The 21,269-nt window shown below is 59.9% G+C and carries 24 protein-coding genes; 13 read left to right on the top strand and 11 right to left on the bottom strand.

Features of this window, described 5'->3' with window-relative positions:
- The first annotated feature begins 29 nt into the window (after positions 1–29).
- Positions 30–917, top strand: coding sequence for a DUF1259 domain-containing protein (locus tag NKJ09_RS21370; protein ID WP_352763454.1), 888 nt, complete (start codon positions 30–32; stop codon positions 915–917).
- A gap of 298 nt (positions 918–1,215) precedes the next feature.
- On the top strand, positions 1,216–1,989 hold the full coding sequence (locus tag NKJ09_RS21365) for a sulfite exporter TauE/SafE family protein (RefSeq protein ID WP_352763453.1): 774 nt from the start codon (positions 1,216–1,218) through the stop codon (positions 1,987–1,989).
- Between the two features lie 107 nt (positions 1,990–2,096).
- Here the strand turns inward: NKJ09_RS21365 and NKJ09_RS21360 are convergent, their stop codons facing one another.
- From NKJ09_RS21360 to NKJ09_RS21350, 3 genes are read right to left on the bottom strand one after another with little or no spacing between them, the layout of a single operon-like run.
- Positions 2,097–2,531 (bottom strand): YqaA family protein, encoded by a 435-nt coding sequence (locus NKJ09_RS21360; RefSeq protein ID WP_352763450.1) that lies wholly within the window; start codon positions 2,529–2,531, stop codon positions 2,097–2,099.
- A gap of 24 nt (positions 2,532–2,555) precedes the next feature.
- The gene (locus NKJ09_RS21355; RefSeq protein ID WP_352763447.1) at positions 2,556–3,893 is read right to left on the bottom strand and encodes a cation diffusion facilitator family transporter; all 1,338 of its coding nucleotides are present in this window, start codon (positions 3,891–3,893) and stop codon (positions 2,556–2,558) included.
- A gap of 8 nt (positions 3,894–3,901) precedes the next feature.
- Entirely contained in the window at positions 3,902–4,183 is a 282-nt protein-coding gene (locus NKJ09_RS21350; protein WP_352664930.1) for a metal-sensing transcriptional repressor, read from the bottom strand.
- A 104-nt stretch (positions 4,184–4,287) separates the two neighbouring features.
- Here NKJ09_RS21350 and NKJ09_RS21345 point away from each other — a divergent pair, with 104 nt between their 5' ends.
- From NKJ09_RS21345 to NKJ09_RS21335, 3 genes are read left to right on the top strand one after another with little or no spacing between them, the layout of a single operon-like run.
- Positions 4,288–4,671 carry a hypothetical protein gene (locus NKJ09_RS21345; protein WP_352664932.1) on the top strand — a complete coding sequence of 128 codons (384 nt, stop codon included), beginning with the start codon at positions 4,288–4,290 and terminating at the stop codon, positions 4,669–4,671.
- 48 nt (positions 4,672–4,719) lie between these two features.
- Positions 4,720–5,454: a HupE/UreJ family protein gene (locus NKJ09_RS21340; protein WP_352763444.1), complete on the top strand. Its 735-nt coding sequence runs from the start codon at positions 4,720–4,722 to the stop codon at positions 5,452–5,454.
- Positions 5,455–5,487: 33 nt separating this feature from the next.
- Entirely contained in the window at positions 5,488–6,135 is a 648-nt protein-coding gene (locus NKJ09_RS21335; RefSeq protein ID WP_352763443.1) for a transmembrane anchor protein, read from the top strand.
- A 157-nt stretch (positions 6,136–6,292) separates the two neighbouring features.
- On the opposite strand, the gene NKJ09_RS21330 is transcribed toward NKJ09_RS21335, so the two are convergent.
- The 6 genes from NKJ09_RS21330 to NKJ09_RS21305 form a co-directional block, all read right to left on the bottom strand.
- Positions 6,293–7,309 carry an ABC transporter ATP-binding protein gene (locus NKJ09_RS21330; protein ID WP_023708300.1) on the bottom strand — a complete coding sequence of 339 codons (1,017 nt, stop codon included), beginning with the start codon at positions 7,307–7,309 and terminating at the stop codon, positions 6,293–6,295.
- Positions 7,306–8,301 (bottom strand): ABC transporter ATP-binding protein, encoded by a 996-nt coding sequence (locus tag NKJ09_RS21325; protein WP_352445366.1) that lies wholly within the window; start codon positions 8,299–8,301, stop codon positions 7,306–7,308. The genes NKJ09_RS21330 and NKJ09_RS21325 overlap by 4 nt, the downstream gene beginning before the upstream one ends.
- The gene (locus NKJ09_RS21320) at positions 8,294–9,202 is read right to left on the bottom strand and encodes an ABC transporter permease (RefSeq protein WP_031196315.1); all 909 of its coding nucleotides are present in this window, start codon (positions 9,200–9,202) and stop codon (positions 8,294–8,296) included. The genes NKJ09_RS21325 and NKJ09_RS21320 overlap by 8 nt, the downstream gene beginning before the upstream one ends.
- The gene (locus tag NKJ09_RS21315) at positions 9,193–10,128 is read right to left on the bottom strand and encodes an ABC transporter permease (RefSeq protein ID WP_352722844.1); all 936 of its coding nucleotides are present in this window, start codon (positions 10,126–10,128) and stop codon (positions 9,193–9,195) included. Before NKJ09_RS21315 ends, NKJ09_RS21320 begins: the two co-directional genes overlap by 10 nt.
- A gap of 12 nt (positions 10,129–10,140) precedes the next feature.
- Positions 10,141–11,718: a nickel ABC transporter substrate-binding protein gene (locus NKJ09_RS21310; RefSeq protein ID WP_352763441.1), complete on the bottom strand. Its 1,578-nt coding sequence runs from the start codon at positions 11,716–11,718 to the stop codon at positions 10,141–10,143.
- 153 nt (positions 11,719–11,871) lie between these two features.
- Positions 11,872–13,062 carry an amidohydrolase family protein gene (locus tag NKJ09_RS21305; RefSeq protein WP_352763440.1) on the bottom strand — a complete coding sequence of 397 codons (1,191 nt, stop codon included), beginning with the start codon at positions 13,060–13,062 and terminating at the stop codon, positions 11,872–11,874.
- Between the two features lie 169 nt (positions 13,063–13,231).
- Here NKJ09_RS21305 and NKJ09_RS21300 point away from each other — a divergent pair, with 169 nt between their 5' ends.
- Together NKJ09_RS21300 and NKJ09_RS21295 are read left to right on the top strand one after the other, a co-directional pair.
- Positions 13,232–13,912 carry a GntR family transcriptional regulator gene (locus NKJ09_RS21300; RefSeq protein ID WP_352763438.1) on the top strand — a complete coding sequence of 227 codons (681 nt, stop codon included), beginning with the start codon at positions 13,232–13,234 and terminating at the stop codon, positions 13,910–13,912.
- Positions 13,913–13,951: 39 nt separating this feature from the next.
- Positions 13,952–14,641, top strand: coding sequence for a flavin reductase family protein (locus NKJ09_RS21295; RefSeq protein WP_352763436.1), 690 nt, complete (start codon positions 13,952–13,954; stop codon positions 14,639–14,641).
- A 141-nt stretch (positions 14,642–14,782) separates the two neighbouring features.
- On the opposite strand, the gene NKJ09_RS21290 is transcribed toward NKJ09_RS21295, so the two are convergent.
- Together NKJ09_RS21290 and NKJ09_RS21285 are read right to left on the bottom strand one after the other, a co-directional pair.
- A complete protein-coding gene (locus NKJ09_RS21290; RefSeq protein WP_352763434.1) occupies positions 14,783–15,853 on the bottom strand; it encodes an NAD/NADP octopine/nopaline dehydrogenase family protein in 1,071 nt (356 codons plus the stop codon).
- On the bottom strand, positions 15,844–16,242 hold the full coding sequence (locus NKJ09_RS21285) for a hypothetical protein (RefSeq protein WP_352763487.1): 399 nt from the start codon (positions 16,240–16,242) through the stop codon (positions 15,844–15,846). The genes NKJ09_RS21290 and NKJ09_RS21285 overlap by 10 nt, the downstream gene beginning before the upstream one ends.
- Here NKJ09_RS21285 and NKJ09_RS21280 point away from each other — a divergent pair.
- Genes NKJ09_RS21280 through NKJ09_RS21255 form a run of 6 tightly spaced genes read left to right on the top strand, consistent with a single transcriptional unit; the run spans position 16,165 to position 21,222 of the window.
- Positions 16,165–17,067 (top strand): LysR family transcriptional regulator, encoded by a 903-nt coding sequence (locus tag NKJ09_RS21280; RefSeq protein ID WP_352763485.1) that lies wholly within the window; start codon positions 16,165–16,167, stop codon positions 17,065–17,067. The genes NKJ09_RS21285 and NKJ09_RS21280 overlap by 78 nt on opposite strands.
- Positions 17,064–18,533 (top strand): NAD(P)-binding domain-containing protein, encoded by a 1,470-nt coding sequence (locus NKJ09_RS21275; protein ID WP_352763431.1) that lies wholly within the window; start codon positions 17,064–17,066, stop codon positions 18,531–18,533. The genes NKJ09_RS21280 and NKJ09_RS21275 overlap by 4 nt, the downstream gene beginning before the upstream one ends.
- The gene (locus NKJ09_RS21270; protein WP_352763429.1) at positions 18,530–19,012 is read left to right on the top strand and encodes a CMD domain-containing protein; all 483 of its coding nucleotides are present in this window, start codon (positions 18,530–18,532) and stop codon (positions 19,010–19,012) included. The genes NKJ09_RS21275 and NKJ09_RS21270 overlap by 4 nt, the downstream gene beginning before the upstream one ends.
- Positions 19,009–19,572 carry a peroxidase-related enzyme gene (locus tag NKJ09_RS21265; RefSeq protein WP_352763426.1) on the top strand — a complete coding sequence of 188 codons (564 nt, stop codon included), beginning with the start codon at positions 19,009–19,011 and terminating at the stop codon, positions 19,570–19,572. The genes NKJ09_RS21270 and NKJ09_RS21265 overlap by 4 nt, the downstream gene beginning before the upstream one ends.
- A 57-nt stretch (positions 19,573–19,629) precedes the next feature.
- Positions 19,630–20,370 carry an amino acid ABC transporter ATP-binding protein gene (locus tag NKJ09_RS21260; RefSeq protein ID WP_352763424.1) on the top strand — a complete coding sequence of 247 codons (741 nt, stop codon included), beginning with the start codon at positions 19,630–19,632 and terminating at the stop codon, positions 20,368–20,370.
- Between the two features lie 24 nt (positions 20,371–20,394).
- Positions 20,395–21,222 carry a transporter substrate-binding domain-containing protein gene (locus NKJ09_RS21255; protein WP_352663538.1) on the top strand — a complete coding sequence of 276 codons (828 nt, stop codon included), beginning with the start codon at positions 20,395–20,397 and terminating at the stop codon, positions 21,220–21,222.
- The last annotated feature ends 47 nt before the right edge of the window (positions 21,223–21,269 follow it).

The raw sequence follows: 21,269 nt of genomic DNA, 5'->3' as shown, positions 1-21,269 counted from the left end.
AATGGGGGCAGATCACAAGGAGAAACCCCATGCATGCAAAACTCGTAACCGGAGCAATGCTGATCGCGATGTCGGCGCTGCTCCAACCGGCATCGGCGGCACCCGATTGGCAAACAATCGCTAAGGCGCTCGGCAAATCCGGAACCGAGACGCCTGATGGCGTCTACCGGGTCGGGCTGCCACGAACGGACCTGAAGGTTTCGCTCGATGGCATATCCCTGAAACCCGGATTTGCGCTTGGAGGCTGGATCGCCTTCGAACCCATGGGAGATCGGGCCATGGTCATGGGCGACATCGTTCTGACGCAGGACGAGGTGAACCCGGTCATGAAGAAGCTTGAAGACGGTGGAATCGAGATCACTGCGGTGCACAACCACTTGCTGCGCGCGGAGCCGATGACGCTCTACATGCACGTCCTCGGCCAAGGCGACCCGGTTACGCTCGCAACAGCGCTTCATGCCGGATTGGCGATGAGCAAAACGCCGATGGGAGGCGGCGCCCAGCCGCAAGCCGCTGCGCAGATCGAGTTCGACACGGCCAGTGTCGACCAAACCATGGGTTATAAGGGTAAGGCCAATGGCGCGGTCTACCAGTTCACGATCCCGCGCGCTAAGCCGGTCGAGGAAAATGGAATGGAAGTGCCGGCGGCCATGGGATCGGCAATAGCGATTAACTTCCAATCGACAGGTGGCGGCAAGGCGGCGATCACGGGGGATTTTGTGCTGACGGCAAAGGAGGTCAATCCGGTTATCAACGCCATGCAGGACAACGGCATCGAGATCACCGCACTGCATAGCCACATGCTCGATGAGAAGCCGCGGCTCTTCTTCATGCATTTCTGGGCGAACGACGATGTGCAGAAGCTGGCGAAAGGTCTGCGCACAGCCCTCGACAAGGTCGCCGTCAAGAAGAGCTAGATTGGACGTCCGCGCGCGTCCAACGGCCAGCAAACAGCCTTGGCGGATGTTGCCCTTACGGTCGAAGCCGGCGAAGTTCTGGGTTTTATTGGGCCGAAAAGCGTTGACAAGAGCACGCTGCTCGAAGCGATCGCCGGCCTTTTCCTGCCGCCTGGGGAATGGTTCGCTGGCACGGAAGTCTCTCTGCCACCAGCTTTGCGCCGGAGATCGCCTTTCCAGCGCACACGAGCGGCGGGCCGGGTTGTTGTGAACCGATACGTCCTCCGGAACGATCGAAGGCCCGCTTCGTTCTGACCGGATGGACTGGATTAGACTAAGCCTCCTGGCGTTGGCGGGGTTCCTCACCTGGACACTGAACACCCTCTCGGCCGGAGGCGGGGGTCTGTTGCTGATCCCCGCCGTGACTTTCATCACAGGCAGCGCGGCGGTTGCGCCGGTCATCACCTTGACAGAGCTCATCGGCAATCCCGTCCGCGCCCTGGCCTTTCGGCGCGACATCGATTGGAGCCTGGTCCGTTGGTACCTGCCCGGCGCCGTCGCCGGTGCCGCGGCGGGCTCCTGGCTCTTCGCCAATAGTCGGGCGGAATGGCTCCAGATACTCATAGGGATCTATCTGGTAAGTGCCGTCTGGGAATTTCGCGGCGGCGCGCGCGAGCGGAGCTACCGAGCCCGCCGCTGGTGGTTTCTCCCGGCCGGCCTGATCGTCGCGCTGTTGTCGGCGCTGATGGGCACGGTGGGACCCGTCCTGAATTCGCTTTATCTGAACTACGGTTCGGAGAAGGAGACGTTGGTCGCCACGAAATCCGTGAACTCGTTTGTGACCGATGTCGTCAAGGTCGCGGTATTCACCGGACTCGGCGCGCTCGGCGGTCAGGCGGCCATATACGGCGTAGCCGCGGGTTTGGGCGCCGCGCTTGCCAATCTGCTGGCCAAGCCCTGGCTCGAACGCCTGAGCGCACGGCAGTTCCGCGGCCTTGTGGTCGCGCTCATGGCTGTCAGCGGAGCGCTGATGATCTGGAACCAGCACAGCTTCGTTGTGCAGGCCTGGCGCGCGGCCACAGGAGTGTCTTAACAATGTCGACGTTGGCGTGAGCGCTGCGGCGTAACTTGGTCGTCCGGTCGCGCGTGCGCGCAGCCCTCGACAAGGTCGCTGTCTCAGCTTGGAGAAGATTCGCGACGTCAGATGACGCTCAGCGACACGGCGGCAAGAACAAGATAACGGCCGACCTTGGCGGCAGTGACCAACAAAAGGAAAACCCGAAAAGGCTCGCGCAGGACGCCCGCGACGACGGTTAGCGGATCACCGACAACCGGCAGCCAACTCAGCAGGAGCGACCACTTTCCGTAGCGGCGATACCAGACTTGCGCGCGCTCCAGTTGTGCTTGGTTCATCGGAAACCAGCGTTGGCTCCGGAAGCGCTCGATACCTCGCCCGAGCAGCCAGTTGATCACCGATCCAAGCACGTTGCCGACGCTCGCGACGGCGATGAGCAACCAAGGCGAGTAATCCGCAAGCAGCAGCCCGACCAGCACTGCTTCCGATTGCATCGGCAGGATCGTAGCGGCGAGCAAGGCCGCCAGGAACAGACTGGCATAGGCCGCGAGGTCCGTCATTGAACCGCATATCCGCCAGTCGACCTAATGATGGTGACCTTCGGGTTCGACCATCTTGAACGGCAGCACCTGCTCGCGACCATTCGCGGCCAGGATCAACCTCGCCTGGAACTCATGCGGCTCGGCCGGAGCAACCGTGCTCTCAAGCCGATGATGGTTGTCAGCGACGGGTTCGAGGCGAAGCGTCTCCGGCCCGCCGGGCCGGTCGATGATCACCGTTGCTGTCAAATCATCTGCGTGGCGATCGATGGTCAGCCGCATCCGCTCGCCGGCCGCTGTGTCGACGATTTCCAACCTCCCTTCAGCCAGATCGCAGGCGACCTTGAAGGGCTCCGGCGCATGATGGTGAGCATGAGAAGCTTCCGCGCCTATGGCGGCCAGCCCGGCTGGGCTCACCAGGCGGACATTGGCTTCCGCCAACGCCGGCAAGTGGGCGAACAGCTCCTCCTTGAGGGCTTCGGTTACACCCAGCACGTCCTTGGCCGTTGCCTTATCGGCGACACTGATGGCGACGTCGGCATGCAGACGATGTCCGATCCAGCGTGCCTGCACGCATTCAACGCGCCCGATGCCCGACACGTGTTCGGCGGCATGATGGATTTCGTCGATGATGCCGGGCTCAACACCGTCGAGCATGCGGGTCAACACGGCTTTTGACGACTGCCAGACGATGGCGAAGATCGCCACGGTGATCAGCAGCCCGACGATCGGATCGGCAAGCGGAAAGCCCAGCCAGACGCCGATAGCGCCCAGCACGACCGCCAGACTGGTAAAGCCGTCGGTGCGGGCATGGTAGCCGTCCGCGATCAGCGCAGCGCTGTTGATCTCTCGCCCGACGCGGATACGGAATACGGCGACCGCTTCATTGCCGATGAAGCCTATGAGGCCGGCGATGGCGACCCAGCCAAGAAACGTGATGGGACGCGGATTGATCAGGCGATCGATCGCCTCATAGCCGGCGACGATGGCACTGAAGAGGATGATGAGAACGATGACGATCCCAGCCAGATCCTCGACCCGGCCCAGCCCGTAGGTGAACGTCTTGCTCGGTTTGCGGCGGGCCAGCACGAACGCGATCCACAGCGGAATGGCAGTGGCCGCGTCGCCGACATTGTGGATCGTATCGGCCAGCAGCGCCACGCTGCCGGAGAGGAACACAACCACGAGCTGAAGCGCTGCCGTGATGGCCAGAACGACGAATGACCATTTGATCGCCCAGATGCCGCGCGTCGTCGTGGCGATCGTCGGATCTATGACACCGTGGGTGTGGCCATGGCCGTCATCACCGTGATCATGTCCGTGCCCCCCCATGCCATGCGTCATCGGGCCGAACCCGAACCAATCGCGAACTTTGTCCATCATGGCGCTTCTCACAGGTACTTGGTGATGTCCTTGAACTCGTCGATCGAGCGGCGCTGCTCGCGCGCCAACGGCCCGACAACGTCTTCAAGGCAATGGTTGAGATGATCCTGGATCAGGGTCTTCTTGGCCTGCGAGATGGCCTTCTCGACAGCATGAAGTTGCTGGGCGAGGTCGAGGCAGGGCCGGCCCGCTTCGATCATGTCGATGACGCCCTTGAGATGTCCGTCGGCCCTTTTCAGGCGTTTGACGATATCGGGATGGGTTTCGTGGATGTGGGGTTGGCCGCTCATGCGACGGATACTATCCTCCAGGAGGGGATATGCAAGTCTCAAAGAGGCCTCGATTCTGATGTAGCAAAACCATTCGTTAGGATTCTAGAGAATAATCGCCGTTCATGCCAAATCGGATCCACCGCACAGTTTTTTGTCTGGTCATTGCATTAGCGATGATGTTTGGCGTGCTCCGTCCTTTCGGCTATTCGACCTCACACGATCCGATCGCGATTGCCATCGCGGTTGAACGTCACGGCGGAGCCGCCGCGCAGATCGAAGATCATGGCCACGCACACGATGATGGCGTTTCGGGCGAGCAGAGCTCTGACCATTTTCAAGGGCACAATGCGGCAGACCACTCGCACGAGACGGCGAGTACGCCCTCCGACTTCGCACCGACGGTTCCACAGGTCGAGCGCGGCTGGCTGAATTATCCGCCGATTTTCGTCGATCCGGGCACGACATTTCCGCTCGAGCGACCGCCGAGACCATTCCTCGCCGCATGATCGCGGTCGCTCACGCGACCACCCTCAACGACGAAGATTGGAAATTCAATGCAAGGACCCTTCGACCGGGGCCGGCCACGCGCGCGGCGCACGTGTTGGCGACCCGCTCTGCCCCTGCTTATCGCTCTCCTGACCCTGCCGCTGCTCGCCGGAGCAGCCTTTGCCCATGCCGTTGCCGCCGGCGACAAGGGCTACATCCAGGAAATCTCGGGCATCAACGTGCTGCCCTTCATCTATCTCGGCGCCAAGCACATGGTGACCGGATACGACCACATCCTGTTCCTTTTCGGCGTGATCTTCTTCCTCTACCGGATGAAGCATATCGGCGTGTATGTCAGCCTGTTTGCGCTCGGCCACTCCACAACCATGCTGCTCGGCGTCTATTTCAACGTCGGCATCAACAGCTACATCATCGACGCGATCATCGGCCTGTCCGTGGTCTACAAGGCGCTCGACAATATGGGCGCTTTCCAGAGATGGCTCGGTTTCCAGCCGAACACCAAGGTCGCGACGCTGGTCTTCGGATTCTTTCACGGTTTCGGCCTCTCGACGAAGATCATCGAATACAACATCTCGCCCGACGGGCTAGTGCCCAATCTTCTTGCCTTCAACGTCGGCGTTGAGATTGGCCAGCTTCTGGCGCTCGCTGCCATCCTTATTGTCATGGGCTACTGGCGCCGGACCGACAGTTTCTGGCGCCACGCATACACCGCCAACACCATCATGATGACCGCCGGATTTGTGCTGATCGGCTATCAGCTCACCGGCTGGGTCGTATCCTGAACCTCCAAGTAAAGAAAAAAAAGGAATTCTCCTATGTACAATACCGACATCCCGACCCGCGCTGAACTGCCGACATCCATGCAGCTTCTTCGCTCTACCCTGATCGCCATTCTGGCGGCAGCGGCCATCCTTGTGACCATCGTGCTGCCGGCCGAATACGCCATCGACCCCACCGGCGTTGGGCGAGCGCTCAAGCTCACCGAGATGGGCGAGATCAAGACACAACTGGCCGAAGAGGCCGAGCAGGACCGCCTTCGCGAACTGCAAAACGGCACTCCGACCGCAGTGCCAGCCCGAGATCAGCAGTCGAGTCTTCTGGAGCGCGTCTTCGCTGAACTGGTGATTGGTTCCGCCTCTGCCCAGGAACTCCGGACGGACGAAATGTCGGTCACCCTGAAGCCCGGCGAAGGAGCTGAGATCAAGCTCGTCATGGCCAAGGGCGCACAGGCAAAATACTCTTGGACGGCCAATGGCGCGGCGGTGAACTTCGACACCCATGGTGACGGCGGCGGCGAAAACATTTCATACGAGAAGGGACGCGGGGCTGCAGAGGACGAGGGCGTACTTGAGGCAGCGTTTGACGGTAATCACGGTTGGTTCTGGCGTAACCGCACCGATGCCGACGTCACCGTGACGCTGAAGACGAACGGTGCCTACACCGACATCAAACGGATGATGTGAACGATACGTCAATCTTATCCGGCGCCGTTTGGCGCCGGACTGGCGCGCTGTTCATTGCCACGACCTCACTGTTTGGCGCACCACCGTCCCGTGAGCATTCGTGTCGGGTGGGCGGCGGCGTGGTGAATTGGTGCGCCGCTAGGCTGTCTCAACGTGATCATGCCGCATTGGCTGTTGGCGAAATCAGCGCCGAACGTTTGCCGCGATGGAGATCCTTGGCAAACACGCAAGCCGAACTGTGCCCAGGAGATAGCTTCAAGGCCGGTGGCATCTGTTGTTTGCATTCTTCGACCACCAAGGGGCAGCGAGTCCGGAACCTGCAGCCGGATGGTGGATTCGTAGGGCTCGGCACCTCCCCGATCATGACCGGAACCCTGCGCTGCTTTTCAGCGATCGGATCCACCTCCGGTGTCGAGGCCAGCAACATCTGCGAATAGGGATGGCCAGGGTGATCGTAGAGTTCCTGCGATGGCCCGTGCTCCACGATCTTGCCGAGGTACATCACGTAGACGCGCGATGCAGCCTGCCTGACCAACGCAAGGTCGTGGGCAATGAACAGGCACGCCACCCCCAAATCTTTCTGCAGGTGCAGGAAAAGGTTCATCACCTGGGCTCGGATGGACAGATCCAGTGCGCTAACTGGTTCATCGCAGATCAGCACTCTTGGATTCACGGCAAGGGATCGGGCAATCGCAACGCGCTGGCGCTGCCCTCCGGACAGTTCCCGCGTGTGCCGATCCTTCAAAGCGTCCGCCAGTCCGACCTGATCCAGGAGCGCCTTGGTACGATGGTTGCGGTCGGATTGTGATTTCAACCCGCTGATCAGCAATGCTTCATCGATCGTCTCACCGACCGTCTGTCTGTCGTTCAGGGACGAATATGGATCCTGAAACACGTATTGAAGCGCCCTGCGGCTTTCGCGCAGTGCTGCACCGGAGAGTGTGGTGAGGTCCACTCCATCAAGCAGGACTCGTCCCGCACTTGCCTTTTCGAGCCCCACAATGGTGCGGCCGAGCGTCGACTTTCCGCAACCGGACTCGCCTACCAGACCGACGATCTCGCCCGGATAGAGCTCGATCGAGACGTCGTCGACGGCATGGATGAACTTGCCTCGCTGAACGCTTTTGAAGCGCGTCTGCAGATTTTCGACTTTCAGAACAGGACCGTGCGTCATGCTGCTGCCTTCCTTTGGTTGACAACCGCGCAGGCCACGACAACAGCGCTGTCGGCCGACCGCGCAAGTGGAGGGCGGCTTGCGGTGCATGCGGGAATTGCGAGCTCGCAGCGCGGGGCAAAGGCACAGCCTTTGAATGGCGCGCCCAGCGTTGGCGGTATCCCGGGAAGACCGCGAAACTCCGAACCGATCGGGTCTTCCCGCCGCGGGATCGCGTTGATCAGCCCTCTCGTGTACGGATGGCGTGGGGTCACGAGGACCTTGTCCACGGGACCTCGTTCGGCGGCCCGAGCCGCATACATGACAACGATGTTGTCGGCCGCTCCGGCGACTACCCCCATATCGTGAGTAATCAGCACCATGGCCATGTTGAGCCGCCGCTGCAGGTCCTTGAGCAGTCGCAGGATTTGAGCCTGGACCGTCACATCGAGAGCGGTCGTAGGCTCGTCCGCGATCAGAAGTTTCGGCTCGCCGGCCAGCGCAATGGCAATTACGATGCGTTGCCTGAGACCACCCGACAGTTCGTGGGGGAATTGACGAAGTCGCGCTGCTGGATCCGAGATGCCGACCAGCTTGATGAGTTCCAACGCCCGCTCCTCCGCCGCGCGCGGGGTCATCTTGAGATGGAGTTCCGCCATCTCGGCGATCTGCCTTCCAACACGGCGGACGGGGTTCAGCGCGCTCATCGGATCCTGGAAAATGAATCCGATCGACTTGCCTCGTATCTTACGGATCTCGGATTCCGGCAAGCCGATCAATTCACGCCCGTCGAAGCGCACCGATCCCGACAAGTTCGTCGTCACGCCGGTCGGCATTAGCCCGAGCGGCGCGAAGTTCATTACAGTCTTGCCGCTACCGCTTTCGCCGACGATGGCAAGGCATTCTCCCTGCCGGACGGTGTAGCTGACGCCATCGACGGGACGTACCGCGGCCTTTGCGGTGAGGAGATCGACCGTCAGATTGCTGACTTTCAAAAGGAGTTCGTCATGCATCGGAATTCTCCTTGGCCCAGCCGGCGATCTCAATTCTGCGCAAGGCGAGCGTCCGCCTCGAAAGCGGCTTGGGAATGCGATTAAGTGCTATGGATTCGCCGAGGATGTTGAAACCGATCACCGCAGCAGTCAGGGCTAGGCCGGGCAGGATAACCTGGCGCGGATCGGACTCGAGATACGGTAAAGCATCAACAAGCATCTGTCCCCATTCTGGCGTGGGCGGCTGAATGCCCAGACCAAGGAAGCTGAGCGTTGCGACAGCCAAAGCGGCTGTCCCGGCATCCGCCGTCGCATAGACCATCACCGCGCCGATGGTGCCGGGCAGCAAATGGCCGAAGTAAATGCGACATGGGCTGGCGCCCAGCACACGCAGGGCCTCGATATGCGGCTTGCTCATGATGCTGACGGCCACGGCCCGGCTGATACGACCGCTCATCGGCCACCATGCCAGTGACAGAGCCAGTACCATGGTCCAGTAGCCCGGCCCGACGATCCCGATCACGGCAAGGGCAGTGATCAGGCTTGGGATGGACAGGCCGACATCGACGATGCGCATCAGCAGGTCGTCTACCCAACCGCGGTGATAGCCCGCGATGGTCCCCATGGCGACACCGATCGTCATTGCAATGATGAGGACCGAGCCAACGCTGACCAATGACGTATTCGCAGCGATGATCAGGCGGCTGAGCGTGTCGCGCCCAAGATGGTCGGTGCCGAGCCAATGTGGGGCAGTTGGTCCCTGGCCGGTCTCCAGCAAGTTCTGTGCGCTGGGATCTTGTGGGGCGAGCCATGGCGCGAAGCTGCCCAGGGCGACGAAAAGGCCGATCACGATCAAGGCCACGCGGGGCATCTTGTTCAACCGGGCAAGTGCAGGCTTGAATCTATTCATGGTCAGCTCCATTGGCGCCGGATACGGGGATCGGTCATCAGAACTGCGAGATCTACGATCAGATTCACCACGATGAAGAAGGCGAGGAAGATCAACAGGCAGGCCTGCACGACCATGAAGTCCCGGAACTTCACGCCTTGGAGAAAGTAGTCGCCCACGCCCTGCCAGGCGAACAGCGGTTCAACGATGATAGCCGTTGCGGTCATCAGGCCGACCTGGGTTCCCAGTGCATTGATGAACACAGGTATGATGTTTGGCAGCGCGTCCCGGAACAGGATGGCGGTCCGTCCCAGACCTTTGCTTTTGGCCGTCAACACGAAGGGGCTGGCCATAGCCTCTTCCAGTCCCACACGAACGACACGGCTGAGCACGGCGGCGGGCAGCACCGCGACAGTGACCCATGGCAGCACCCAACTTTCCGGACCGCCGAAGCCGAAGGATGGAAAGAGCTGAAAGGTGACGGAGAATCCATAGATCATCAGCGCACCGACGAAGAATGTCGGTGTCGATGCGCCGAGAAGAGCCAAACCGCGCGAAACGCGGTCCGGCAGTGCGTAGGGCCAGAAGGCACCCAGGAATCCGAGAGCCAGGCCGAGCAGGGTCGCAACCACGCCGCTGCCACCGATAAGGGTACCGGTGACCAACATGCGCTTTGGCAAGTCCGCACTGACTTCCTGGCCCGTTCTGTAGGAGATGCCAAAATCTCCTCGGACTGCATCGCCAAGCCAACCCGCGTAGCGCATCAGCAGCGGCTTATGCAGTCCGATCTCTTCGGCAACCTTTTCGACATAACCCGGTGTTGCGACTGCTCCTCTGAGTTCAGCGATGAGAACAGCGACATTTCCCGGAGCCGAAACAACCAGGGTAAAGCAAACCAGAGACGCCATGAACAGCAGTACGAGGGAGTGCTTCAGCCTCTTGCTGATGAAGTGGATCAAAGCGCCCTCCCTCTACTCGGCCAGCACGATATTTTCGTATGGCATGTCGTATTCGGTGACCGGGCTGGTGAAGCCCTGGACCCGCTTGGAGTGCGCCCAGATGCTGGGAACGTAAACCAACGGCGCTATCGCGTCGTTGTCACGCAGCCAGTCGTAAACCTTTTGGATCGATGGCTCTATCTGATCACCAGTTGCTGCCGTCGCCGCGTTGATCAGCGGGTCCAGGTTGGCCGGATCGGTGAACAGCTTGCCTTCGACATCGTTGTTGAAGGTCGAGAGGCACAAGGCCACCACCGTGCCGAACGGATCGTAAGGAGCCCCATAGGTCAAGAAGAAGCCGAGATCGTATTTCCGTTCGAGCATGTCGGTGTGCTTGGAAGCGTGGTCGACAGAGCGGACGATCAAATCGATGCCGATTTCCTTCATCTCGGATTGTATGACTTCGGCCACGACGCGAGAGCCGGGAACGGCGTCGGGACTGACGACAATCTCAAGCGTCAGTGGCGTGCCGTCCTTGGAACGCACGGGCCCACCCGTCCAACCCGCCTTCTCTAGGAGCGCTGATGCCGCCGCAACGTCGCGAACTGGGGCATCATGCTGGGTGCCAGCAAATGGCAATGCATCGGAGAACAGGTTGCCCGCCGGTCGGGCAAAGCCTTGGTAGAGCGCCTGGGAAATCGCCGCGCGATCGATCCCTATGCTGATGGCCTTGCGCACTTGCGGATCCTTAAGCGCTTCGGTGCGATCGGGATTGAAAGCCATCACCAGTGTGACGTTGCCGGGATCGATGACCACGTTGAGCCCTGCGGCCTCGAGTTGCTTTGCCTCAACGGGGGTCAGCGGCGCGATCCAAAACCCGCCGACGAGATCGATCTCGCCAGCGCGCAGGGCTGCAACCCGCGCGCGCGGATCAGGGATGACCTTGGCTTCGAGACGTTGATAAGTCGGCTTGTCGCCCCAGTAGCCGTCGTAGCGCTCGAAAACACTTTGTGTATCGTCAGCGCTAATTTGACGCCAAGGCCCGGTGCCGACGGGTTCGACAAATTTGCCATTCGCATCGACCGATTTGGGGCTAAGGAACCTCGGCGGCCGCGTGTATGAAAGCTCCTGCATGAGCGCCAGCGGCGGCTCCTTGAAATGAAGGGCCACTTGGTGGTCATCGACCACCTCCAGTGATTGAAAATACTTGGAGCAGTTCATCCAGCTGAACTGATCGAGTCCCAGCCAGCGCTCAAGATTCCACTTGCAGCTGGCTGCATCGAACGCTGTCCCGTCCTGGAAAGTGACCCCCTTGCGCAATGTAAGGTGCAGTGTCTTGCCGCCGTCTTCGATCTTCCAGTCGGTCGCAAGGCAAGGCTCGATCTGGCCGCCCTTGCCGTACCGCACCAGCGGATCGAACATCAGGTCCTGAATGGCCCAGATCGCGTAGTGGCTCTGCGGATCGAGATTGCCCGCAGGCTTGGCGATAGCCACTCGCAATGTGCCCGCCGCCCCTTCGGCAAAGGCAAACTTGGTGAAGGTAGCATCGGTTATGGCGAACCCTAACGCGCCTGACCCGATCTGCAGAAATGTACGCCTGTTGAATGACATTGGTTGCTCCTCTCGTTGCTTATTGTTCCCTGGGGCCTAGGTTGCCTCGAAAGGGACGGGGCCTTTTTTGTATAGACATATTACATTATCGTATACAATCTAATTTAGACATCGTATCCCTTTGATATAAGATTTTGTGCTCACTGGCGCAGGTCAGGTCTGCACCGCAACCCCGGCTCGCGCGGCGATCTTGCCGCGCTTGACGACCAACGCGCGCGGCCGGTGGGACACGACCGCATCGGCGAGTGTCTCGCCTTCCACCAAAACCATGTCCCCCCAGCAGCCGGGCATGAGTCCGTACCTTTCCAGCGCAAGAACTCCAGCACCGCCGCGCGTGCAGACGTCGAGGGCCCATTCGAGTTCATCGTCGCGGCGAAAATTGTTGCGCAAGCCGACAAACATGGCGCGTTCCAGCATGTCACCACTGCCGTAAGGTCCCCAGATGTCACGGATGCCGTCATTTCCGGCGCCGACGACCACTCCAGCAGAGCGCAATTTGGCGACCGGAGGCGACGGCTGCGATGCCGGCCCGGTGGTAAGAATATGGATCGAAAGCTCCGCCAACTCGTCGATTAGTCGGCCGACATAGTGGGCATCGTGCATGCCGAGACAGAAGGCATGGCTGACTGCCACCCTTCCCTGCATGCCGAGTGCACGGGTGCGTTCGATGATGAGCTCGAGCGAAAAGGCGCCAAGCTCTCCCGCTTCGTGCAAATGGATATCTATGGGCCGGCCAAAGCGTTGAGCGAGGTCGAAAATTGCATCGAGGTGCCCTTTGGGATCGCGATCAACCCCAGCAGGGTCCAGCCCGCCGACCACCTCGGCGCCCATTTCCAACGCCCGTCGCATAAGTTCGACAGTGCCAGGCCGGATCATCATACCGCTTTGAGGAAAGGCGACGATCTCAATATCGACGAGGTCTCGTAGCTCGTCACGAGTGCGCATGACGCCCTCTACACCGGCAAGGCCGTGCACGGTGTCGATATCGACGTGACTACGAATATGGGTGGTGCCTTGCGCCACTGAGGCAAGCGCCTGTCGACGAGACTGGCGGACCGGATCGATACCCAAGCGGATCTTGGCTTCACGCTCGGTGTCGATCTTGTCTATCAAGCGAGGGCCGACTTCATTTCGATACCACGCCATTCCGATCATCGATTTATCGAGGTGGGTGTGCGCTTCCACCAAGCCCGGAACGACGATGCGACCTCCGCCGTCCTCCACCAGCCCGCCCAAAGGTAAAAGCTCCGGCTCGACGCGGGTAATGCGGCCATTTTCAATAAGAATATCGACATTGGCGCCAGCCATCGGGCGCACATTTCTAATCAACAAATTGGTTGTCATGCGGGCGCTCCTCCCAGAGGCAGCCTATCGTCTGCGGCACGGCGACGGCCGCCTGCAGCTCCGTGTACGCAACTACCGCATAATTGTATACCTATTTCAAGATAAATCGTATCCCATATTGACAAAAATATGTCTTGATCGATAAGTTGCGGGAGCTTAGGGGGATGCGATGACCAAATCGAGTCGAGCCGAAAATGTCTACTTGTCGCTGCGTCGCGCCATCATTGAGCAGGCGCTTCGCCCCGGTATGAAATTGCCCGAAGACGCGATCGGCGAGCAGTTCGGCGTTAGCCGGACCAGCGTACGAAACGCGCTTGTCCGACTGAGTGCCGAAGGCCTGGTGGAGGTGAGAAATAATCGCGGAGCCTGCGTCGCCGAACCGACGCTCGAGGAAGCGTTAGATATATTTTCCCTACGACGCTGCCTGGAGCGCGAGGTAGTGGACCGGCTTTCGCGAAAGATCACACCCGCTCAATTTGCGGCACTTGAGGCCCACGTCAAACTTGAAAGGGACGCAGTAAACACGAGCGGACCATTATCGATACGGCTGGCGGGCGAATTCCACATTCTGCTGGCCGAACTCACGGGATCGAAGCCGCTGACCCGTTATGTCAGCGAGATTGTATCGCGCTGTTCGCTGATCCTAGCCTTGTACAGCCGTCCGCACTCCGATCAGTGCGGCGTCGACGAACACGTCGAAATCATTCAGGCGCTGCGCCAACACAACCCCGAGCGCGCCATGCATGCGATGGAACACCATCTCGAGGCACTCGAGGCTCGGGCGCAAATCAGCGATCAAACTGAGCCCGACGTTCGCTCCATCCTGAGCACATACGCTCAGGCAGGGTAACCAACTCTCAAGCAGCTTGGCAAAATTCAGGAGGATATAATGCTCAACCCCCAGCCCGAGCCGGTGGGGCAGCGGAGCCACGTGAGCATCGACTTCGCCCGCATCTCGGCACGCGAACGCTACAAGCTGCTGATCGGGGCAGTGGTGCCTCGGCCAATCGCTCTGGTGACCACACGACACCCCGACGGGACTGTCAATGCTGCGCCCTACAGCTTCTTCAATTGCCTCTCGGCCGATCCCCCAATCCTAGCCCTGGGTGTGGAGAACCATAATGACATGTCCTTCAAGGATACGACGCTCAACATCCGACTGACTGAGGAATTCACAGTCAACATCGTGGACCATGCGCTGGTTGACGCCATGAACGTCTGTGCCGTCCCATTTCCTTCCCACATTGACGAACTGGCCGAGGCCGGGCTGACGCCTGCGCCCGGTGAGACGGTCCAATGCCCCTACATTTTCGAAGCGCCTATAGCCTTCGAATGCCGCCGACATTTGACGCTTGGCCTGGGTAAGTCGCGCGAGATTGTCCTTGGTCAAGTTATGCGGATGCACATTCGTGAGGATCTTGTTGACCAAGAGCGTTTCTATATCGATCAACTCGCGCTAGACGCCGTCGGCAGAATGGGTGGACACGGTTATTCGACCACCCGCCACCAGTTTGACCTGCCAACGATGTCGCATGAGCAATGGTTGGCAATGAGGCCTATGCCACCCAACACCGATTGATAGGGCCCTGATCGCGCAACGCGCTCGTCGCTTCAATCATCCTTCCTGATCGGGCCGAGACGCTGCTTGCGGCCAAGGACTCTGCCGATGCCGGGCTGGCAGAATATTCACTGCAGCTGGGCTACAGCGCACTGGAAGCTGTTAAAACCCCTTGCGGCAAAGGGTTTCAAGATCCGACTTTGTCATTTCCTCGATGCCGAGCGCAGGAAGAATATCATTATCTCCCTTGAGATTCCGGCCATAAGCCGCCGACAAGATGGAAATGCCGGATTCATGGAGTGTCGCCGGATTTCCGCTGATCTTCCCCAGAACGGCAGTCGGTAGCAGGCCGAACGGAACATCTTCGAGAATATAGCGGCTCTCGATAGTTGTCGGGCCAAACCCGCCACGGCCTTGGCTGTCCATCGCCTGGTTCATTTCCGAAACAGTGCTCATGGGGACGTGGAACGACAATGAAAAATGTTCCTGGACGGTACGAACCGCGATACCGAAATGGGCAGCTATGGCCAATCGTTCGGCATCCAGAGCTTCGATAAAGCGACCAACGGCAGGAGTGACGTTTCCCCCCTGGCTCCATTGCTCGGCCTTCTCCATGCGTGTGAGATTGAGAAGGGCAATTCCCAGATGGTTCTGCGGATTGAGGTTGCTGAGCGCAATTGCCAGCAGACCATCGCGCTTGACGAAACGATCGCCGAACAAGGCCGTGCAAAGCTTGTACCCTTGGTCGAGCGCATCGAAAGGCAGCGTCGCAACATCAAGCTTCTGGCGAATGGAAGTGACATGGACTTCGGTTGGTCCAAGCTGGCGACCGGTCAGCAGTGTTGTGCCCCAAACGACGATCGGCAACCTGACCTTGCGTTCGGCCAACCGCTTGGAGAGATACAGCGCCCCGAACGAACTGTGCGAACTGGCGATGACCGGAATACCATCTTTCAGATGAGGGACGGCGGCATCCATCACCATCTTGTGGCCGTAAGCTGGAAGCGCGATCACCACCACGTCCGCGCTGGCGACGGCATCCTTACAATCCTTGGCGATGCGCACCGGTACCGCCGCCGCGATATCCCCCGTCGCTTTCAATAATTCGCCGGTAGCCAGCGCCCTGGTTCGCTGTCCCGATGGTGACCAGAGCGTTGGCGAATGCCCCGATTCCGCCAAATAGGCGGCGAGGCCATAAGCAATCGCTCCAGCGCCCAGAATACTCACGCGCATAATATTCCTCCTGTCGTGGGTTTTGTAGTTCGCGAATCCTTGCCGTCGTGACCTGAACGTTTTTCATCAGGAGATTCGCAGGTTGGAGCCGCGTCTGCCGTCCTCGTCGCCCCTTCGATCGGGATTCCAGCCCTGAAGCCGGCAAATAACCCAAAGCCGCAATGAACATTAGTTTCCGCTTGACATATATCGAAAATGAATGAGACGATGTCAATCATACGGATTTCACATGTAGGAATAATATGGAAACTCGGGACCTTCAGACCTTCCTTGCGGTTGCTGCCAGCGGCAGCATCACCAAGGCGGCTGACATGCTCGGGCGTTCCCAACCTTCGGTGACACGCACCATTCAGGAGCTCGAGGCCGAACTTGGCTTCGAATTGCTGCATCGGATCGGCCGACGGGTGCAGTTGTCCGAGGAAGGTGTGGCATTCGAAGAAGAAGCGCGGCGCTTGCTGATGTCTTTCACCGAACTTGCAGCGCGGGCGAAGATGATCGCCGCCGGCCGGGGGCGGATCCTGCAGATTGTCACAACCTCGGCGATTGGCACCGGCTTGATCCCGACGGCCCTGGCCGAGCTCCAAGGTGCCGAGCTTCCTCACGAGACGCATCTCGGACAGTTTCTTCCCTCGATCGTCGCGCAGGAAGTGCGCAGCGGACGTGCCGAGATCGGTTTTTCAAGCCTGCCGCTCGATACGCCCGGTCTGGATGTCCTGCGGCTCTATTCGGCACCGGATGTTGCGGCCGTGCGGGAGGACGATCCGCTTGCTGAACTTGATGTCATACCGCTTTCCGCCTTTGCCGGTCGCCGCGTCGCCACGTTGCTCAACCCGCTGCGTTTTCAGTTGCATGTCTCCAAGGCATTGGCGGCCAGGGGCATCGACACCGGGCCAGTGATCCGGACGAATACTGCGTATGGCGCGTTGCAGCTTGTGCGCCGGACCGGCGTTGCCGCTGTCATCGATCCCCTCACCGCCTATGGCGTGGCCTTGCCTGGGGTCGCCATCCGCCCGATCGACGCGACCGTTCTTTTTTATTGGGGCGTTGTGGCTGCCGAAAGACGCCCCCTTCGTCCGGTCGCGCAGGCGTTGATGGATGCGGTCGAGGCGGTGGCTGAACGCTCGATCGTCGGCTTCAAGAAACTCGATCCGACCCTGGCTGGCCAATTGGTAGCCGATCCTGCATCCGGCACAAATCACGGAACGGGAATATGAAGCATACCCCCAGCGCACCAATGTCGACAGGTCTTGCCGCGCTCGAAGCACAGCTTGCGCAGGATCTCGACTTTCTCGAACTGCCCGCCAAACCATGGGTTCCCGCGCGGTCGCACGATGGCATGCCTGTCCGTGACGTCGTGGTGATTGGCGCCGGCATGTGCGGGCTTGCGGCCACGGCAAAGCTGGTACTGACCGGGATTACCAACATCGTCGCCTATGATGCGGCTCCGGCCGGGCTCGAAGGGCCATGGGTGACGTTTGCCCGCATGCAAACGCTCCGGTCGCCGAAGACGCTGCACGGGCCGTCGCTCGGCCTGCCGCAGCTGACGTTCCGCGCCTGGTTCACAGCGCAATGGGGCGTTGAGGCCTGGCGGTTGCTGGACAAAATTCCCAAGAGCCAGTGGATGGATTACCTGATCTGGTACCGCAAGGTTCTTGCTCTGCCAGTGCGCAACAGCGTGCGCATGACGGCCGTCGCACCGGTCGGTGATCTGATTGCGATTGATGTCGAGGGCGCGGAAACCGGTCGGGTTCTCACCCGCCATCTCGTTCTGGCCACAGGCCGGTCTGGTCTCGGCGGTTTTGCCGTGCCCCATTTCCTCGAGGGCATCGATCGCGCGTATTGGGCCCATTCTGCCGACGACATCGATTTCGACGCGCTGAAAGGTAAGCGCGTGGCTGTCATCGGCGCCGGTGCCTCGTCCATGGACAATGCCGCAACCGCACTCGAGGCGGGCGCCGGCTCAGTCGACATGTTGATCCGGCGCAAGGAGATGCCGCGCATCAACAAGCTGACCGGCATCGGCAGTCCGGGTGTTGTGCTCGGGATGCATCAATTGCCCGATACCTGGAAATGGAAGTTCTTCGACTACACCGCCTCAACCCAGACGCCGCCGCCGCGTTCATCGACGCTTCGCGTTTCTCGCCACCCCAATGCCCGGTTCTTTCTCGACTGCGGCATCGTCGCGGTCTCGGAAGATGCGGGAGGCCTGCTGATCGAAACCACGCAGGGGCGGATGCGCTACGACTTCCTGATCGCGGCAACCGGCTTTTCAAACGACTTCAACGGCCGCCCGGAATTTGCAGCAATCGCGCCACATATCCGCACCTGGTCGGATGGCCGATATAAGCCGGATATGGGACTGCCGCGTGCAGGCATGTCGGACGCGCCGGATCTTGGTCCCGCCTTCGAATTTCGCGAACGCGTTCCCGGTTCCTGCCCGATGCTGTCGCATATCCACTGCTTCAACGACGCCGCCATGCTGACCCACGGCAAGGTCTCCGGCGATATCCCAGCCGTCAGCGCCGGTGCCGACCGTCTGGTCCGCGGCATCGCCGCATCGCTGTTTGCCGAAGATGTCGAAACCCACTTCGCCAATCTGATCGCCTACGATACGCCCGAACTTCTGGGCGACGAGTGGGTCGATTCAACACCCTTGTTGCACAAGGAGGCCGCACTGTGATCGACGCAATGGACAAGGCAGCGGGTCTTTCACCGGACGATGCCCTTTTCGCTGCACGGCGGTTTCGGCCCGAATTCGTGCGAGGGGCCGAGGAATGTCGCCTCTCGGTGCTGCACCCGGCAAACGATCAGGGGCTGGCGCCGAATTTGCGGGTCGCTCTGGCCCGGCGCATGGCGGCCCTCAACGCCGATCCCGTCCTGATGGCCGAATATGATGTGCAACTGGCTCAGCTTGGTCCCACGGAGCAGCTTCTGGCCTTGGCCCGGGGGGAAACGGATTTGAATGAACCCCTGGCGACCATCGCCCGACATGTTGACCTGATCACCCTGACGCCGAAAAAGGCGGAGGCGAGCCACATTGCCCTGCTCGCCCAAGCCGGATTGAACAATCCCCAGATCGTCGCGCTCTCCGAATTGATTGCCTTCATCAACTTCCAGACCCGGGTCGCGACCGGTTTGCGATTGATGAGGTCGGCATGATTTCCTCGGTGCGCCTGAAGCCGCTGAATTGGCATCCCTATATCGCACCGGTCGAGCTATCGGAGGCAACGCCAGAACAGCTCGAAGCGATGAAGGTTACGCCATCGGCCAAGAAAGTTTCGGAATATGTGCGCACCCTTGTGCATGATCCCGAGAGTTATCTTGCCCGCACGGTGTTGTTCAACGCGATCATGTACGTCGAGGGCGGGCTTGCCCGTCCCGACCGCGAGCTTGGCGCATTGGGTGCCTCGATCGTCAATGGCTGCAAATTCTGTGCCGTCGTTCACGCCCGCAGGCATGCAGAACTGACCAAGAGCGATGAAGTGGTCACGGCGCTGTATCTCGACAAACCTGAAAAGCTTGGGTCGCGCGATGCGGCAATCTACAACTTTGCCCGCCGCCTGTCGGCGGCGCCGTCGGAAGCGACCGCAGACGATATCGCCGCGCTGCGATCAGTCGGCATGGACGACCGCGAGATCATCGACCTGATCCACGCCATATCGATCTTCGGCTGGGCAAACCGGCTGATGCACGTTCTGGGCCATGCGGAGAGCGGGTGATGACGTCGCATACCGTCAAAGCAGTCCGTCTCACACTTTCCGAAGGGCCAACCAGCAATGCTTGAACTCAAAGATGTAAAGCTGTCTTACGGAAGCACGCAGGTCCTGAACGGCGTCAATCTCTCGGTAAAGCGGGGTGACGTGGTGTCGATCATCGGCCCCAGCGGCACCGGCAAGACCACGTTGCTGAAATGCATCAACTACCTTGCCAAGCCGTCCTCAGGAACCATCGCGTTCGATCAGATTCGGATGGATTACCAGCGTGCCGACAAGGCCGCTGTCCAGGCGATCCGGTTGCGAACGGCGATGGTCTTTCAGCAATTCAACGTCTTCAAGAACATGACGGTCCTGCAGAACGTGATGGATCCCCTGGTCGTCGTGCAGCGCAAGTCCCCAGATGAGGCGCGGGAGATCGCCTTGCGGGAGCTCGAGCGGGTCGGCCTCGCCCCGAAGCGAGATAGCTATCCCTCCCAACTGTCGGGCGGCCAACTCCAGCGCACCGGCATCGCGCGCGCCTTGGCGGTTCGCCCCGACGTGATACTCTTCGATGAGCCTACGTCATCGCTGGATCCCGAGCTCGTCGGTGAAGTTCTAAAGGTGATCAAGGATGTCACCTCGTCAGGGATCACTTCGCTGCTTGTGACCCACGAGATGCAATTCGCAAAGAACATCTCCAACCGGATCGTCTTCATGGATCGTGGCGTGGTTGCCGCCGATGGCAGCCCGGCTGAAATCTTCGATGCACCTTCCAGCCCGCGACTTGCTCAATTCCTGCAGTCGGAACTCGCTTTTCAATAGCTCAACAAGAAGGGAACCTAAGAAATGTCTGCAATCACATCCAGTTTGTCCCGCCGCGCTGCCTTGGCTGTTGCCGGCGGCATCGCAATCGCCCTTGCAACCTTGGGGATCAGTCACGGCGAAACGGTCCGGACGATCAAGATCGCGACATCTGCCGAATCCAAGCCGCTGGCATGGGGCGCGATCGGCGTCGAGCCGCAAGGCTATGAGCCCGATCTCCTGAGGGCGATCAACGCAAAGCTGCCGCAATACAAGTTCGAGATGGAAGGTGTCTCGGATATCGCGCAGGAAACTGGCCTCGCCACGGGCAAGTACGACATCGCGGTGGGTGGCTACTACAAGTCCCCCGAGCGCGCCAAGCAGTTCCTCATTCCGGAAAATCCCATGGGCGCCAGCCTGATGAAGATTTACAGCAAGAAAGACAGCGGCATCAAGGAAATGAAAGACCTGGTCGGCAAGAGGATCGTTCCGACCACTGCCGGCGGTGGAACCTACAAGTTCATCATGAATTGGCAGAAAGAAAACCCGCAATACAAGCTCGATGTTACGGCGTCGAGTGCCGGTATCCCCTACCCGAACCGGCTTGACGAAGTTCAGAATGGCAAGTTCGACGCTCTCGTCCTGCCGTCGAATCTCGGTGAGCAGACCGTCATCGAGCAAAAGAAACTCGATATCGTGGCGTCCGAACCAGTGTTCAGCAACAACACCTACATGCTGATACACAGATCTGACGAGAACAAGGTTCTGGCCGACGATGTGAACAAGGTTCTCAAGGAATTGAAAGACGACGGCACGATCGAAAAGCTCTCGCAGAAGTGGTTCGGCGAGGGCATCGTCCAGTACATGAAATAGCACGGCCGTCGACGACCATATTCGCTAGTCAGCGGCAAGGCTGAATT

Source organism: Mesorhizobium sp. M0189 (assembly GCF_040322135.1).
In the GTDB taxonomy this organism is placed as follows: Bacteria; Pseudomonadota; Alphaproteobacteria; order Rhizobiales; family Rhizobiaceae; genus Mesorhizobium.
Note: the sequence above shows the minus strand (reverse complement) of the source record. Positions and strands in the feature narration are given on the sequence as shown.

Bases quoted from the DNA above. Each gene is read 5' to 3' on its own strand.
- NKJ09_RS21310 (WP_352763441.1), bottom strand. From the start codon at position 11,718: ATGTCATTCAACAGGCGTACATTTCTGCAGATCGGGTCAGGCGCGTTA.
- NKJ09_RS21355 (WP_352763447.1), bottom strand. From the start codon at position 3,893: ATGATGGACAAAGTTCGCGATTGGTTCGGGTTCGGCCCGATGACGCAT.
- NKJ09_RS21335 (WP_352763443.1), top strand. From the start codon at position 5,488: ATGTACAATACCGACATCCCGACCCGCGCTGAACTGCCGACATCCATG.
- NKJ09_RS21320 (WP_031196315.1), bottom strand. From the start codon at position 9,202: ATGGAGCTGACCATGAATAGATTCAAGCCTGCACTTGCCCGGTTGAAC.
- NKJ09_RS21325 (WP_352445366.1), bottom strand. From the start codon at position 8,301: ATGCATGACGAACTCCTTTTGAAAGTCAGCAATCTGACGGTCGATCTC.
- NKJ09_RS21275 (WP_352763431.1), top strand. From the start codon at position 17,064: ATGAAGCATACCCCCAGCGCACCAATGTCGACAGGTCTTGCCGCGCTC.
- NKJ09_RS21290 (WP_352763434.1), bottom strand. From the start codon at position 15,853: ATGCGCGTGAGTATTCTGGGCGCTGGAGCGATTGCTTATGGCCTCGCC.
- NKJ09_RS21360 (WP_352763450.1), bottom strand. From the start codon at position 2,531: ATGACGGACCTCGCGGCCTATGCCAGTCTGTTCCTGGCGGCCTTGCTC.
- NKJ09_RS21285 (WP_352763487.1), bottom strand. From the start codon at position 16,242: ATGCAGCAATTCGAAGCCAAGTTCGGCCTCGAGCTCCTGAATGGTGCG.
- NKJ09_RS21255 (WP_352663538.1), top strand. From the start codon at position 20,395: ATGTCTGCAATCACATCCAGTTTGTCCCGCCGCGCTGCCTTGGCTGTT.
- NKJ09_RS21350 (WP_352664930.1), bottom strand. From the start codon at position 4,183: ATGAGCGGCCAACCCCACATCCACGAAACCCATCCCGATATCGTCAAA.
- NKJ09_RS21365 (WP_352763453.1), top strand. From the start codon at position 1,216: ATGGACTGGATTAGACTAAGCCTCCTGGCGTTGGCGGGGTTCCTCACC.
- NKJ09_RS21300 (WP_352763438.1), top strand. From the start codon at position 13,232: ATGACCAAATCGAGTCGAGCCGAAAATGTCTACTTGTCGCTGCGTCGC.
- NKJ09_RS21280 (WP_352763485.1), top strand. From the start codon at position 16,165: ATGCTCGGGCGTTCCCAACCTTCGGTGACACGCACCATTCAGGAGCTC.
- NKJ09_RS21295 (WP_352763436.1), top strand. From the start codon at position 13,952: ATGCTCAACCCCCAGCCCGAGCCGGTGGGGCAGCGGAGCCACGTGAGC.
- NKJ09_RS21345 (WP_352664932.1), top strand. From the start codon at position 4,288: ATGCCAAATCGGATCCACCGCACAGTTTTTTGTCTGGTCATTGCATTA.
- NKJ09_RS21340 (WP_352763444.1), top strand. From the start codon at position 4,720: ATGCAAGGACCCTTCGACCGGGGCCGGCCACGCGCGCGGCGCACGTGT.
- NKJ09_RS21260 (WP_352763424.1), top strand. From the start codon at position 19,630: ATGCTTGAACTCAAAGATGTAAAGCTGTCTTACGGAAGCACGCAGGTC.
- NKJ09_RS21305 (WP_352763440.1), bottom strand. From the start codon at position 13,062: ATGACAACCAATTTGTTGATTAGAAATGTGCGCCCGATGGCTGGCGCC.
- NKJ09_RS21265 (WP_352763426.1), top strand. From the start codon at position 19,009: ATGATTTCCTCGGTGCGCCTGAAGCCGCTGAATTGGCATCCCTATATC.
- NKJ09_RS21330 (WP_023708300.1), bottom strand. From the start codon at position 7,309: ATGACGCACGGTCCTGTTCTGAAAGTCGAAAATCTGCAGACGCGCTTC.
- NKJ09_RS21370 (WP_352763454.1), top strand. From the start codon at position 30: ATGCATGCAAAACTCGTAACCGGAGCAATGCTGATCGCGATGTCGGCG.